Raw genomic sequence first — 14197 nt, 5'->3', positions numbered from 1 at the left:
GCAGAACTACTTTTAGAGTATATGCATTAGCCCATCTCCCGGTACCGAAAACTCGCTATATCATTCTTATCATATTTTAGGAGGAACAAAGATATGTACAAGTCCATTATTATAGGTACCGGCCCTGCCGGTTTAACAGCTGCTATTTATCTGGCACGCGCAAATATGAGTCCACTGGTGATTGAAGGACCACAACCGGGCGGACAATTGACTACAACAACAGATGTTGAAAACTTCCCTGGCTTTCCCGAAGGAATCATGGGACCCGATCTGATGGATAATATGCGTAAGCAAGCAGAGCGTTTCGGTGCTGAATTCCGCACAGGCTGGGTGAACAAGGTCGACACAGCCGCTCGTCCGTTCACATTGGATGTGGAGGGCTTGGGCGAATTGGTTACAGATACGTTGATCATTTCCACAGGTGCGACTGCTAAATACCTGGGTATTCCGGGTGAGCAGGATAACATTGGACGTGGCGTGAGCACTTGCGCAACATGTGACGGATTCTTTTTCCGTGGTAAAGAAATTGTTGTTATTGGTGGTGGAGACTCGGCGTTGGAGGAAGCAAACTTCCTGACACGTTTTGCCTCCAAAGTAACGCTGGTGCATCGTCGTGAAGAAATGCGCGCCTCCAAAATTATGCAGGATCGTGCTCGTGCAAACACTAAAATCGAATGGGCACTGAATCGTACTCCTGTAGAAGTGATTGCTGACGAGAACGGGGTAACTGGCTTGAAAGTATTGAATAATGAAACAGGAAAAGAGGAAATCATTACAGTTAGCGGCGTATTCGTGGCGATCGGTCATCATCCAAATACTGGCTTCCTCAAGGGCCAAATCACAACCGATGCGAACGGTTATATCGTCGTAAATCCCGGTACTTCCGAAACAAACGTACCTGGCGTATTCGCTTGTGGCGACGTCCAGGACACACGCTATAGACAAGCGATTACAGCAGCAGGCAGCGGCTGCATGGCTGCTATGGACAGCGAGAAATACATCGAAAGTCTGGAGCACAGCGCACTGGCACTGTAATATTTCGTTTAAGTATGAATAAATATAATTTCTACAAAAATAATTGATGAGGTGATATTCATGGAAAAAGCAATTGTATACACATCTACACACTGCCCGCATTGCCGTCAAGTGAAAAGCTATTTGACTGAGAAGGGCGTAGAGTACGAAGAGCGCAACATCGAAACCAATGATGCTTTCGCTCAAGAAGTTTGGGACATGGGCATTCGTGCCGTTCCATTGACCCTGATCGGAGAAGAACGTATTTCCGGCATGAACAAAACCAAGTTTGAAAAAGTATTGAACGCTTAATCAGCTTCACAGCGGATTCACAAATCGTCATATGATTTCAATAAGGCCCTCGTCGCAGGTACAGACTGCGATGGGGGCCTTATTGCTAATTTTGAACGACAACAATTGTTAAGTTACAGAGCAGTCGTCACCCTTTGCCCTGTGGCCCTACCATTAGGAGAATTTTGTCGAAAAACGTTGCATCTATTGCTGGTTGGTGTTATATTTGAATTGTAAGCGCTTAAAACCCGGGTTGCTTTATGTAACAGTTCATCATTGTAGAAGTAACAATCAATCAGTACCTCTTAATTAAATAGCAGATTATCCAATACAGGCGTGTTACTGTTCGGCAGGCAAGACCTAGATTGGGTAGGATATTTTTCCCTACCCTTTTTAGGTCTTTTTTTGTTCTCTATTTTAAGAAGGAAGGTGTAACTCATGAATTACAAAGATATCGCACAAGCCATTTTTAATAAAGTGGGTGGGAACGATAATATTAACAGTGTCATTCATTGCTCTACTCGATTGAGAATGACGCTCCGTAAACCGGAATTGGCACAAACAGATGAAATTAAAGCCTTGGACGGGGTTATGGGGGCCGTGAATAGCGGTGGACAATATCAGGTCATCATAGGGAATGATGTAGGCTATGTCTACAATGAGCTGGTCAAATTGCTGGACCCGGATAAATCGTCCTCGGATGAAGCCGAAAAAGTGAAGGCAGACCGAAGCCTTAAGGGATTGTTTAATACCTTTGCTAGCATGATCGCAGGTATTTTCCAGCCTATTATCCCGGCCATTGCCGCTTCAGGGATGCTAAAAGCATTGCTCTTGCTGTGTACAGTAACCGGAATCATGAGCAAGGAAAGCCAAACGTACATGGTTTTAAGTGTAATCGCGGATGCGGCATTTTATTTTCTGCCTATGCTGCTGGCTTTCTCCAGCGCACAGAAATTCAAGACCAATCCCTTCGTATCCGTACTGCTTGGGGGCGTGCTGCTTCATCCAAACTTAATCAGTTTGTTAGGTGGTGAGAAGGCAGTCACATTTGCGGGCCTTCCCGTAGCGTCGGTACAGTATGCCACCTCTGTTATTCCCATTATTTTGACCATATGGTTCATGTCCTATATTGAGAAATTTGCTGATAAAATCTCTCCTGGACCTGTGAAAATATTTTTAAAACCATTAATCGTTATTCTGATTGTCGCGCCTGTCGCTCTCATTGCTTTAGGGCCGCTGGGGACGTATCTGGGCTTGGGGATGTCAAACGGTGTATTCTGGATTCAGGAAAGAATTGGCTGGCTTACGGTAGTGTTGATGTCTATCGTGATGCCGCTAATCGTCATGTTCGGCATGCACAAAGTATTTTATCCTATCATATTTGCTGCGCTGGCTTCACCAGGATATGAAACATTGGTACTGATTGCCATGTTGGCTTCCAATATGGCACAAGGCGCTGGTGCGTTTGCCGTCTCGCTGAAAACAAAAGATCCCAAGTTCAAACAAATCGCTTTGTCCGCAGGTATTTCAGGGGTATTCGGAATTACAGAGCCTGCCTTGTACGGCGTGCATTTACGCCTGAAAAAAACACTGTTCGCTTGCATGATTGGAGCTGGTGTTGCCGGATTGTTTGCCGGACTTGTGAATCTAAAAGCTTATGCCGCCGTGGGTCCTGGTTTTGCATCACTGCCAATGTTTATCAGTGAAGATCACTCCAATCTGGTGTATGCGCTCATTACGATGGCCATTTCGATCGTTGTGACGTTTATAGCAGTATACGTGATCGGATTTAAGGATACGGTTACCGAACCGGTCAAAACAGAATCTCGTCCCGAGCCTGCTCAAGCACAAGGTAAGAGCATCAAGTCCAAAATCGTTATTTTTGCACCTATGGAGGGCAGCGTTGTTCCCTTGCAGCAGGTAAAGGATGAAGCGTTCTCTCAGGAAGCCATGGGCAAAGGGATTGCTATTCAACCAAGTAGCGGAAAAGTGGTCGCACCTTTTGACGGCACCGTGGAAACTGTGTTCCGCACCAAGCATTCCATAGGCTTAAAATCTGTTGAAGGCGTAGAACTGCTCATTCATATTGGTTTGGATACCGTTAAGCTGAAGGGCCAGCATTTTACGGTGCATGTGCAAGAAGGTGACGTCATTAAGCATGGACAGCTTCTGATTGAATTCGAGCTTGAAGCCATACAAAAGGCGGGATTTGATACGATAACTCCAATTATTGTGACCAATACGCCGGACTATCTGGAGATCATGAGTCATGAAAATTCAGGAAAGACAGGGCCAGAGAAGCCTCTGATTACTGTACTTTAACAGTGTGTTTGTTGGGGGAATCAAGCCTGGAAAGTGAGAGGTCGTTGGATATGAAAGTAATAAAAGTTCTCAATACGAGTATTGTGCTTGCCAAACGTGAGGATCACAAAGAGATTATCGTGATGGGGAAAGGTATCGGCTTTAAAAGCAAACCTGGTGACTTCGTCGATGAGAACGAGATCGAAAAGATATATGTTCTTGAAAATGAAAGTATGTCTTCCGATTTGACAGCCTTAATGAAGGAAACTCCCAAGGAGTATTTGATTATGGCAGATGAAATCATATCTTATGCCAAAAGCGTTCTATCCAGTCACTTGAATGAACATCTATATATTTCCCTGACAGACCATCTGTTTATGGCAACCAAACGGTTTAAAGACCACATGACGATTCAGAACCGGATGCTTTGGGAGGTCAAAAAGTTTTACCCGGAAGAGTTTGGCATTGGTCTGTATGCGCTCACCTTGATTGAAAAGCGAATCGGTCTCAAGCTGCCTGAAGAGGAAGCGGCGAATATCGCCTTTCATCTGGTCAACGCTCAACAGACCGATAACAATATGAACCAAGTTTTATTGATGACCAATACGGTCAAAGACATTTTGAACATCATTAAAATCCATTACCAAATCGAACTGGATACCCACAGCATCAACTATTCACGGTTTTTAACGCACCTTCAATTTTTTGTTCAGAGATTACTTGAACATAAAATGTTGGATTCTCAAGACCAGGAATTAATGAGCCAGATTGTGAACAAGTATCCAGAAGAAGAGAAGTGCGCGTTAACGATTCAACAGTATATTGGAGCCAAATTTGAGCTTTCTATTCCTGACGAAGAACTAATGTACCTGATTATTCACTTAAAACGAGTCATGAGCAGAAATTAAAGAGGAGGAGTTAGATGTGACAGAGATCAAAAGAACATTTCCAGAAGGCTTTCTATGGGGAGGAGCTGTAGCCGCGAACCAGGTAGAAGGAGCCTGGAATGTCGATGGTAAAGGGATATCTACAGCAGATATGGCTATTTACAAAAGGAATGTTAGCAAAAGTGATTACAAAAAACACAATTCAATGACCGAGGAACATATCCAAAAGGCGATGCAGGACACATCAGATCATGATTATCCCAAACGCCAGGGAATTGATTTCTATCACCGCTATCCTGAAGATTTAGCATTGTTTGGTGAAATGGGCTTTAAAACGTTGCGGGTATCTATTGCATGGACGCGCATTTTTCCAAACGGGGATGAGGACAAGCCCAGCGAGGCTGGATTGCAATTTTATGATCGGCTGTTTGATGAAATGCATAAAAATGGAATCGAGCCGCTTGTCACCCTGTCTCACTACGAAATGCCGATGTATCTTGTCAATCATTACGGGGGCTGGACCCAACGGAAGGTTGTAGATTTCTTTATTCATTTTTGTAAAACCGTGTTTACAAGATACAAAAATAAAGTAAAGCACTGGATCACTTTTAATGAAATAGATAGTATCGTTCGGCATCCGTTTACGAGCGGTGGGATTATACCGGAACGCTTTGAAAATGTAGAGCAGGCGGTTTATCAGGGGTTGCATCATCAATTTGTGGCTAGTGCTTTGGCTGTGAAATACTGTCACGAAATTGTTCCCGGCTCGAAAATCGGCTGTATGTTAACCCGGCTGACGACGTACCCGCACACCTGTAATCCGCAGGATATGCTTGCAGCGTTTAAAGCGAATCAGTTTAACTATTTTTTCACAGATGTACAGGTTCGTGGTGCGTACCCGCATTATATGAAACGCTTCTTCCATGAAAAGGGGATCGTGATTGAAAAGCTTGAGAGAGACGATGAAATTTTAAAAACGCATCCGGTGGATTTCATTTCCTTTAGTTACTATATGTCGCTCGTTGCCAGTGCAGATAGTGAAGGCATGGAAAAAGTCAGTGGGAATACGATTGGCGGCGTTAAAAATCCTTATCTTGAAACGAGTGATTGGGGCTGGCAGGTTGACCCGGTCGGCTTGCGACTTTCTCTTAACGAGCTGTACAGCCGCTATGAAGTACCATTGTTCATTGTAGAGAATGGTTTGGGAGCGTACGACAAGGTGGAGGAAGACGGTAGTATTCAGGATGATTACCGTATTGATTACTTCCGTGCTCATTTTGAACAAATGCATGAAGCCATTCTGGACGGGGTTGAACTGATGGGTTACACCAGTTGGGGGGCTATTGATTTGGTCAGCTATTCCTCATCTGAAATGGAAAAAAGATACGGATTTATATATGTGGATAAAGACAACGACGGTAACGGAACGCTTGAAAGAAAACGAAAAAAAAGCTTCTACTGGTATAAAGATGTGATCTCCAATAACGGTTTGTAAGAAAAAAATGGGCGTATAGGAACTTTAATGTTCCTGTACGCCTTTTTTTACAAAGATACCCGTACACGCCCGAGAAAAGGGGCTGTCGCTGCATAGGCAGCGCCTAGCATGGTCGAACGGCTGCCAAGCGTGGAAAAACGGATTTGCAGCTCCCGTCGGTGATAGGGCAAGGCACGTTCATCAATCACCTCACGCATACTCTGTTCCAGCCATGGTCTGGCTTCCGCCAGTGGACCGCCGATGATAAGCATTCCAGGGTTGAGGCTGTTCACAATGTTGGTAATGCCCACGCCCAAATATCGCCCGATATCACGATAGACGCTTAACGTATTCGTATCACCTTGCAGGGCAAACGACAGTAATTCGGCTGTACTGTGTGCGGGCAGCTTGAAAGTGGATGCCGCATACGCCTTCTCCGAGGCATACAGCTCCCAGCAGCCCCGGCTACCGCAGGAGCAGAGCCGCCCGTTCCAGTCAATGGACATATGACCTGTCTCTCCGGCGTACCCCCAGGCTCCTTGATACGGCTTGCCGTCAATGATAATCCCTGCTCCGATCCCGGACCCTGCACTAATGTAGACCAGATCCCGCACCAGCTGCCGGTGATCGCTATCCATACCATAGTACAGCTCGCCTTGCGCACCGACATTGGCTTCGTTATCCACCACTACGGGAAGTCCAAGCTCTGCCTCAAGCTGTTGCCGCAGCGGAACCTCTTCCCAGCCCAGATTGGGTGCGAACAAAACAGTTCCCGATTCATCCACCATACCCGGCACCCCTAGCCCAATACCGACGATACCGTGAGGGGATTGAGGGGCTGTCTGCATCAGTTCCTGAACCAGTTTTTGAATCTGCTCCATAACAAAAGCAGGATCATGCTGCGCAAGGGGGAAGGTAAGCTCAGTTTCAATGGTTCCTGCCAAATCGGTCAGAGCGCCCTTGATATACTGCACGCTGACCTCGATGCCGAGAACAAAGCCCGCACGGCTGTTAAACAGCAGCATTAAAGGCTTGCGCCCGCCGCTCGATTCACCTAATCCTGTTTCATATACAAGCCCGTCGGTGATCAGCTCCGCCACCAGGTTGGAGACGGTAGCCTTATTTAACCCGGTTTGACTGGATAATTGCGCCCGGGACAGGGGGGCATGGAGGCGAATACGCTCCAGCACAATGGATTTATTCAGCTTTTTGACAAGCGCCTGATCGCCAGTGACATTCATGATCTTTTCACTTCCTGTTGGTGTAATTCCCAATAGTATATCATAAAAACAAACTTAGTTTAAGCAATAGACAAAGTCTTTTGGCTGTGCTAGAATCATTTTTGTAAACGTTTACTATAAAGGAGGAACTTATAATGGTTTATTTCGAGCAGGTATCTAAAATTAATTTTGAGGGCAAGCAATCCGACAATCCTTTTGCGTTCAAATTTTATAATCCTCAGGAAATTGTAGCGGGAAAAACGATGGAGGAGCATTTGCGTTTTAGCATGGCTTATTGGCATACACTCGTTGCAGGCGGCTCCGATCCATTTGGGGTAGAGACAGCGGAACGCCCATGGTCCAAATTCACCGGGCTGGATTTGGCGAAGGCCCGTGTGGAAGCTGCTTTTGAGCTGCTGGATAAGCTGAACCTGCCATATTTTGCTTTCCATGATGTGGATATTGCACCAGAAGGCGCGTCGCTGAAGGAATTTTATAGCAATCTGGATACCATCGTGGATTTGATTGAGGAGCATATGAAGGCAACGGGTAAAAAGCTGCTGTGGAACACGGCGAATATGTTCAGCCATCCACGTTACTTGCATGGGGCTGCGACGACTTGCAATGCAGATGTATACGCACACGCAGCGGCCCAGATAAAGAAAGGCCTGGAAGTGGGCAAACGTCTGGGCGCGGACAACTATGTGTTCTGGGGAGGTCGTGAAGGCTACGAAACGCTGCTGAATACAGATTTGAAGCTGGAGCAGGACAATTTGGGACGGATGTTCCATCTGGCCGTAGACTATGCGCGGGAAATTGGCTTTGATGCCCAGTTCCTGATCGAGCCGAAGCCGAAGGAGCCAACCAAGCACCAGTATGATTTTGATGCGGCAACGACGATTGCTTTCCTGCAAAAATATGATCTGGATTCGCATTTCAAGCTCAATCTGGAGGCTAACCATGCGACTTTGGCGGGTCATACCTTTGATCATGAAGTGCGTGTAGCACGGATTAACGGTATGTTGGGATCATTGGATGCCAATCAGGGAGATTTGCTGCTGGGCTGGGATACGGACGAATTCCCGGTTGATCTGTATGATGCAACCCTGACCATGTATGAAGTGCTGCAAAATGAGGGCTTGGGCCGTGGCGGTATCAATTTTGATGCCAAGGTGCGTAGAGCATCGTTTGAGCCAGAAGACTTGTTCCTTGCGCACATCGCAGGTATGGATACGTATGCGAAAGGCCTGAAAGTAGCCGCCAAACTGATCGAGGATCGCGTGTTCGAGGACTTTATTGAGAAGCGCTATAGCAGCTTTAAAGAAGGTATTGGAGCAGACATCGTATCCGGTAAAGCAACGCTTGCTTCTTTGGCTGAATATGCACTGGCGAACGAAGCACCACGTAAAAACGTATCCGGTCGTCAGGAGTATCTGAAAGCCACATTAAATCAATACATTTTGGCGGATTAATGCCAGAACCTATACATGAGACAGCGTCTACAGGGTAACAGGAAAGGAGGAACTTCGATGCAGGAAATGCAGAAACAGGGGCAGGAGCGCTATGTCATCGGCGTGGACTTGGGTACCAGCGCAGTCAAAACAGTGCTGGTCAATCGCAAGGGCCAGGTAGCTTATGAAACCTCCCAGTCTTATCCACTCCATCAGCCCAAGGCAGGGTACAGCGAGCAGCATCCTGAGGACTGGGTTCGTGGTACGCTAACAGCACTGAAGCAGCTAGTTGAGAAGGCCGGAATCAGCGATGCAGATGCCGTGGACGGCATTAGCTTTTCGGGACAGATGCACGGGCTTGTGCTGACTGACAAGGACGGCCAGGTGCTTCGTCCGGCTATTCTGTGGAATGACACGCGCACAACGGAACAATGTCGTCGCATTGAAGAAAAGCTCGGACCAGTGCTGCTGAGCGTCGCACGCAATCGCGCGCTGGAGGGCTTCACACTGCCTAAGCTGCTGTGGGTGCAGGAGCATGAGCCGGGCGTGCTGGCTCGTGCAGCCCATTTTATGCTGCCGAAGGATTATGTAAGGCTCCGTCTGACAGGAAAGCTGGCGATGGAGTATTCGGATGCTGCGGGCACGCTGCTGCTGGATGTTGCTCAAAAGCAGTGGAGTCAGGAGATCGCTGCTGCTTTTGAACTGCCGTCGTCTCTGCTCCCGCCGCTGGTGGAATCCTTTGACCAGACAGGTACGCTGCTGCCGGAGATCGCGGAGCAGAGCGGACTTTCGCCTGCAACGAAGGTATATGCGGGGGGCGCAGACAACGCATGTGGTGCGATTGGCGCAGGCATTTTGAGCGAAGGTCGCACCTTGTGCAGCATCGGCACCTCAGGTGTTGTGCTTTCCTATGAGGAACGTAAGGATATTGATGTGCAGGGTCGGGCGCATTTTTTTAATCATAGTGAGCAGGATGCTTATTATATCATGGGAGTTACACTCGCAGCCGGGTACAGCCTGACGTGGTTTAAGGATACCTTTGCGCCGGAGCATTCTTTTGATGCGCTATTGGAGGATGTCAATTCGATTGAGCCGGGTAGCCGAGGGCTGTTGTTTACGCCTTATATTGTCGGTGAACGTACCCCTCATCCGGATGCCACCATTCGAGGCAGCTTTATCGGGATGGATGCGGGGCATAAGCTCGCGCATTTTACAAGGGCGGTGCTGGAGGGAATTACATTTTCGCTCAAGGAATCCATTGATATTCTCCGAGGAACGGGCAAAGCGGTGAACGAGGTCATATCCATCGGCGGCGGTGCGCGTAATGAGGCGTGGCTGCAAATGCAGGCAGACATTTTTAACGCGGATATCATCAAGCTGGAAAGCGAGCAAGGGCCTGCCTTGGGTGCGGCGATGCTGGCTGCTTACGGTAGCGGCTGGTTTGAATCCCTGCAAGCATGCGCGGAAGCTTTTCTCCGTGAAGCAGCCAGATACTCGCCAGACCCGGAACGTGTGGCTCGATATGAAGGTCTGTATGAGCTGTATCGAGAAGTTTACCTGCACACGAGGGAGCTAAATGAACGTTTGGCGGAATATCGCTGAATACTGCAAACCTCTCACAAACTTCATATGAAATGAAAAAGCGGCTTCGGGTGCAGGATAGACCCCAAGCCGCTTTTTCATTTTAAACGTATCTTTCTTTTAAAATTGGAAAATAGTGTTTTTTATCAAATGGTCATTCGTGGTAATATATACCTGTTTATAACTTTAAATAGAATAGAAAGGACATTTTATATGAACAGGAAAATAGGGGTTAAGGTAGTGAAATGTCTGGTTGTTGGAGCCGCTCTGGCTACCGCACTGCCACAGACTATGATTTGGGAAAGTGTATCCGCAGCTTCGGTCAAGGCCGAACAAGCGTCGTCAGTACAGCAGTTGGAGGGCACAATCTTGCAAGCTATGCTTGCGCGTAATGAATTACTTACTTTTACATACACCGGTGACATGAGAGACTTCCAAGAGCAATTACAAAATACGATCAATCGGGCGATGGAAAGTGACCCATATGTAAATTTTATACTCAAAACCTACACATTCAATTATACGGGTACATCTACAGGCGTTGATGTGACCCTACGTATGAACTTCCGGGAGTCCAAAGCGCAGTCGGATTATGTGGACAATACGGTTCAGGACGTTCTCAGTAACATTATTACGAATGACATGACTGATCATGAGAAGGTGAAGGCTATTCATGACTGGCTTGTTTTAAATTTAAAATATGATGTTCCACAGCAAAAGTACACAGCTTACGAAGGGTTGACCACCGGCAGTACGGTTTGTCAGGGTTATTCGCTGCTCACATACAGAATGCTGGAGCGCGCAGGAATTGAGAACCGTATAGTGCAAGGGGTTGCAGGTGGACAGGACCATACATGGAATCTGGTTTTACTTGATGGTCAGTGGTACCATCTGGATACGACTTGGGATGATCCTGTGCCAGATCGCGCTAATGTGGTAAATACGTCTTACTACTTGGTGACGGATGATGAATTGAGTCAGGATCATATATGGGTTCACAAATATCCAGCCGCTAACACATCGTACCAGCAGACCTTGGCAGGACTGATCGCGGAGGGTGGTAGCAGGACGGATGCGTATCAAAAACTGTATGATGACCTGAAATATGCATCGTCTGGTGATAGCGCCCCTAAATCTGCGCGTGAGATTTTGGAATTGACCCGACAGGCTATCTTCAATGAGCAATCCACGATATCCTTTCTCTATCAGGGGACGGAAAGAAAATTAGTACAGGATTTGACTCCACTGTATCAGCTAGGTATCAGAAATCTGAATTATCAATATACCGTAGTGCCAAGCACACGGAACTTGCGTGTAAGTATAACTTGGACACGATAAGAAGGGGCATATCAAGAACGAAGAATTATATTACTTTTATCTGATATAAAATATAAAAAAGCTGCTTCGGTTGCAGGATGATCCGAAGCAGCTTTTATATTTGATGTGGGTTGGGATTAGATATTTTTTTTGATTTTCGTATGATCCTCATTCATAGAACTTCCGGTACAGCCCGGACATGACTTACTTGATGAGCACCCCGCACAGGCACCTTGACGGCTTTTTCGCAAAAAGCGTACCAACACCCACGCGCTATAACCGAGAATCACCAGTAAAATGATGATATTGATCACGGAATCCACCTTCCTTCTATTTTCATAAGTCTCTAACTTAACCCCAACCTAATAATCTGCCACACTGATAGATGACAACGGCAATGAGATACGCAACGGTCAAAGGATAGATCACGGAGAATCCGGTCCAGCGCCACGAAAGGGTTTCTTTACGAATGACCGCTACCGTAGCCAAACATGGCACATACAACAGAATGAACACCATGAAGCTAAAAGAGGCCAATGGCGTAAAGGCATGGCTGACTTGCAGTTCCAGTCCCTGCATATCGGGAACGTGGTAAATGATATTCATCGTTGATACGACGACTTCTTTCGCCATAAAGCCTGTGAGCAGGGACGCACCTGCTTGCCAGGTGCCAAAGCCGAGAGGGGCCAGCAGTGGAGCAAACCATCCTCCAATAGTGGCGAGCAGGCTGTCATTCATTTCTGCACCGAAGCCCTGCGGACCAAAATTGGACAAAAGCCAGATGCCGACGGACCCTGCGAGAATAATGGTTCCAGCTTTGCGGACGAAGCCCTTGACCTTTTCCCACGTGCTGCGAAACAGTGTAAGAGCTTGCGGCACTCGATAAGGGGGAAGCTCCACGATGAAGAGGGAAGGCTCACCCGACAGAATGGATACTTTGGAAAAAATTTTGGCTAGTATGAGCGACACGGTGATTCCTAGCACGTACATTAGCATGATGATGCTTGCCGCGTGTGTTGGGAAAAATACACCTGAGAACAAGGCATAGACTGGCAGGCGGGCAGAGCAGGACATGAAGGGTACCAGCAACGTCGTAATGAGGCGTTCTCTAGGCTGTTCAATCGTGCGTGCTGCCATAATGGCTGGAACATTACAGCCAAAGCCGATAATAAAGGGGATGAAGCTTTTCCCGTTCAAGCCCACAGCTTGCATGAGACGATCCATTAATATCGTGACCCGTGCCATATACCCGGAGTCTTCAATTAGCGAAATAATAAGGAATAAAATAGCGATCTGAGGCAGAAAAACGAGCACGCCCCCGACTCCCGCCACGATGCCGTCCACGACTAGACTTTGCGTAAAAGCGGACGCGTTCAAGTGAACGAGCACTTCAGAAATCCAACTGCTTAGTGTCCCTGAAAAAAATCCGTCCAGCATATCTGAAAGAACAGTACCGGCCCAATCGAAGGTGAACTTGAAGGTAGCGTACATCAGCAGCAAAAAGATCGGAATCCCCAGATACCGATGGGTTAGCAGTGCGTCCAGCTTGTCTGTCAGACTGTGCGGTTTGAGTTTGGACGTGTCGAGCGCCTTTGTACACAGATCAGCGATCCACGCTGTACGTACAGAACGGATATGCTGAGCGGGAGTAGCCGAATAGCCTTCACGGAGAAGTTCTTTCTCGCAACGCTGGATGCGATCCGTTACTTTTTCACGCTGTACCTCATTTGTCATCCATTCCATAACGACAGGATTGTTTTCCAGACACTGTAGAGCTACCCACCGAGGGTTTGGCACAGATGTATTCGTCAGCAAGCTGCAAATATCTGCGATGGCGGCTTCGACGGCAGGGCCGTAATCCAACTGGAAGGAATTTGGCGAGCGTCGTACCTCTCGAAGTGATGCGAGCATTTGCTTACTGCCGCTGCCCGTGCGTGCCACCATGGGAATGATGGGAACGTTCAATTGATCAGCCAGCAATTCCTTGTTCACTAGAAGGCCCGTGGCATCGGCTACGTCGGTCATATTTAAGCCAAGTACGAGCGGACGGCCATATTCCAGCAGTTGTACAGTCAGGTACAGATTACGCTGGAGCTGGGAGGCATCCACGATGTTAATCAAAGCCGCAGGCGGTTCTTCCAGCAAATAACGGGTAGCGATACCTTCATCCAGCGAAAGTGGAAGCAAGGAATAGGCCCCTGGCAAATCCACCAAAACGGCAGACTTGTCGCGCAGCAGACCTGTTTTCTTTTCCACCGTAACCCCGGACCAGTTCCCTACCTCTGCATACGTACGAGTCAGCTTGTTGAATAAAGAGGTTTTCCCCGTGTTGGGATTACCGAATAGAGCGATCATGTCCATGAAGGAGCGACCTCCAGTTGTTTTACCTGATTTTGACGGAGGCCGACCAGTTGACCGTTGCATTCAATGACAATAGGGCCGCCCAACAGACTGATTTTTTTTAACCGTATAATGGAACCTTCGTCAATCCCCATGTCCGTTAAGCGTCGGCGCAATGAGGGGTGAAGAGAGGCAAGGGATTGCAGCCGCACGGGTTGACCCGGTGGAGTACGAAGGAGCGAGATACATTCTGGCATGGTGCTCAGCCTTTCTAATATAGAATGAGAATCAATATCAATGATTTCCGATGCCAGTACCATA

Annotated in this window: 12 protein-coding genes; 8 read left to right on the top strand and 4 right to left on the bottom strand. The window is 47.4% G+C overall.

What is annotated here, in order from left to right; all coding sequences use genetic code 11:
* Positions 1–93 precede the first annotated feature (93 nt).
* The 5 genes from trxB to NST83_RS21015 all read left to right on the top strand — a co-directional run bounded on the left by trxB (position 94) and on the right by NST83_RS21015 (position 5988).
* The gene (trxB, locus tag NST83_RS21035) at positions 94–1035 is read left to right on the top strand and encodes a thioredoxin-disulfide reductase (RefSeq protein WP_137060294.1); all 942 of its coding nucleotides are present in this window, start codon (positions 94–96) and stop codon (positions 1033–1035) included.
* Between the two features lie 60 nt (positions 1036–1095).
* Positions 1096–1326 (top strand): glutaredoxin family protein, encoded by a 231-nt coding sequence (locus NST83_RS21030; RefSeq protein WP_044644494.1) that lies wholly within the window; start codon positions 1096–1098, stop codon positions 1324–1326.
* A gap of 417 nt (positions 1327–1743) precedes the next feature.
* Positions 1744–3627, top strand: a complete 1884-nt coding sequence (locus NST83_RS21025; RefSeq protein ID WP_342415555.1) for a beta-glucoside-specific PTS transporter subunit IIABC — start codon at positions 1744–1746, stop codon at positions 3625–3627.
* Positions 3628–3677: 50 nt separating this feature from the next.
* Positions 3678–4514 (top strand): PRD domain-containing protein, encoded by an 837-nt coding sequence (locus NST83_RS21020; RefSeq protein WP_342415554.1) that lies wholly within the window; start codon positions 3678–3680, stop codon positions 4512–4514.
* Between the two features lie 16 nt (positions 4515–4530).
* Positions 4531–5988 (top strand): 6-phospho-beta-glucosidase, encoded by a 1458-nt coding sequence (locus tag NST83_RS21015; protein ID WP_342415553.1) that lies wholly within the window; start codon positions 4531–4533, stop codon positions 5986–5988.
* 47 nt (positions 5989–6035) lie between these two features.
* Here NST83_RS21015 and NST83_RS21010 read toward each other — a convergent pair whose 3' ends face one another.
* Positions 6036–7208: an ROK family transcriptional regulator gene (locus NST83_RS21010; protein WP_342415552.1), complete on the bottom strand. Its 1173-nt coding sequence runs from the start codon at positions 7206–7208 to the stop codon at positions 6036–6038.
* A 134-nt stretch (positions 7209–7342) separates the two neighbouring features.
* Between NST83_RS21010 and xylA the strand changes: the two genes are divergently transcribed.
* The 3 genes from xylA to NST83_RS20995 all read left to right on the top strand — a co-directional run bounded on the left by xylA (position 7343) and on the right by NST83_RS20995 (position 11557).
* Positions 7343–8659, top strand: a complete 1317-nt coding sequence (gene xylA, locus NST83_RS21005) for a xylose isomerase (RefSeq protein WP_342415551.1) — start codon at positions 7343–7345, stop codon at positions 8657–8659.
* A 57-nt stretch (positions 8660–8716) separates the two neighbouring features.
* A complete protein-coding gene (gene xylB / locus NST83_RS21000; RefSeq protein WP_342415550.1) occupies positions 8717–10240 on the top strand; it encodes a xylulokinase in 1524 nt (507 codons plus the stop codon).
* Between the two features lie 192 nt (positions 10241–10432).
* Entirely contained in the window at positions 10433–11557 is a 1125-nt protein-coding gene (locus NST83_RS20995; RefSeq protein ID WP_342415549.1) for a transglutaminase domain-containing protein, read from the top strand.
* 116 nt (positions 11558–11673) lie between these two features.
* Here the strand turns inward: NST83_RS20995 and NST83_RS20990 are convergent, their stop codons facing one another.
* The 3 genes from NST83_RS20990 to NST83_RS20980 are packed head-to-tail and all read right to left on the bottom strand — an operon-like array spanning position 11674 to position 14133.
* Positions 11674–11850 carry a FeoB-associated Cys-rich membrane protein gene (locus NST83_RS20990; protein ID WP_342415548.1) on the bottom strand — a complete coding sequence of 59 codons (177 nt, stop codon included), beginning with the start codon at positions 11848–11850 and terminating at the stop codon, positions 11674–11676.
* Positions 11851–11887: 37 nt separating this feature from the next.
* Complete coding sequence (gene feoB / locus NST83_RS20985) at positions 11888–13897, bottom strand: ferrous iron transport protein B (protein ID WP_342415547.1); 2010 nt, start codon at positions 13895–13897, stop codon at positions 11888–11890.
* Positions 13888–14133 (bottom strand): FeoA family protein, encoded by a 246-nt coding sequence (locus NST83_RS20980; protein ID WP_137060284.1) that lies wholly within the window; start codon positions 14131–14133, stop codon positions 13888–13890. Before NST83_RS20980 ends, feoB begins: the two co-directional genes overlap by 10 nt.
* Positions 14134–14197 lie beyond the last annotated feature (64 nt).

Origin of the sequence: Paenibacillus sp. FSL R10-2782 (assembly GCF_038592985.1) — a bacterium.
Taxonomy (GTDB): Bacteria; Bacillota; Bacilli; order Paenibacillales; family Paenibacillaceae; genus Paenibacillus; species Paenibacillus terrae_C.
This window is presented reverse-complemented; position numbering and strand designations above follow the sequence as displayed.

What these genes read in the sequence shown, in the direction of transcription:
- trxB (WP_137060294.1), top strand. Translation starts at nt 94, where the DNA reads ATGTACAAGTCCATTATTATAGGTACCGGCCCTGCCGGTTTAACAGCT.
- NST83_RS21030 (WP_044644494.1), top strand. Translation starts at nt 1,096, where the DNA reads ATGGAAAAAGCAATTGTATACACATCTACACACTGCCCGCATTGCCGT.
- NST83_RS21025 (WP_342415555.1), top strand. Translation starts at nt 1,744, where the DNA reads ATGAATTACAAAGATATCGCACAAGCCATTTTTAATAAAGTGGGTGGG.
- NST83_RS21020 (WP_342415554.1), top strand. Translation starts at nt 3,678, where the DNA reads ATGAAAGTAATAAAAGTTCTCAATACGAGTATTGTGCTTGCCAAACGT.
- NST83_RS21010 (WP_342415552.1), bottom strand. Translation starts at nt 7,208, where the DNA reads ATGAATGTCACTGGCGATCAGGCGCTTGTCAAAAAGCTGAATAAATCC.
- xylA (WP_342415551.1), top strand. Translation starts at nt 7,343, where the DNA reads ATGGTTTATTTCGAGCAGGTATCTAAAATTAATTTTGAGGGCAAGCAA.
- xylB (WP_342415550.1), top strand. Translation starts at nt 8,717, where the DNA reads ATGCAGGAAATGCAGAAACAGGGGCAGGAGCGCTATGTCATCGGCGTG.
- NST83_RS20995 (WP_342415549.1), top strand. Translation starts at nt 10,433, where the DNA reads ATGAACAGGAAAATAGGGGTTAAGGTAGTGAAATGTCTGGTTGTTGGA.
- feoB (WP_342415547.1), bottom strand. Translation starts at nt 13,897, where the DNA reads ATGGACATGATCGCTCTATTCGGTAATCCCAACACGGGGAAAACCTCT.
- NST83_RS20980 (WP_137060284.1), bottom strand. Translation starts at nt 14,133, where the DNA reads ATGCCAGAATGTATCTCGCTCCTTCGTACTCCACCGGGTCAACCCGTG.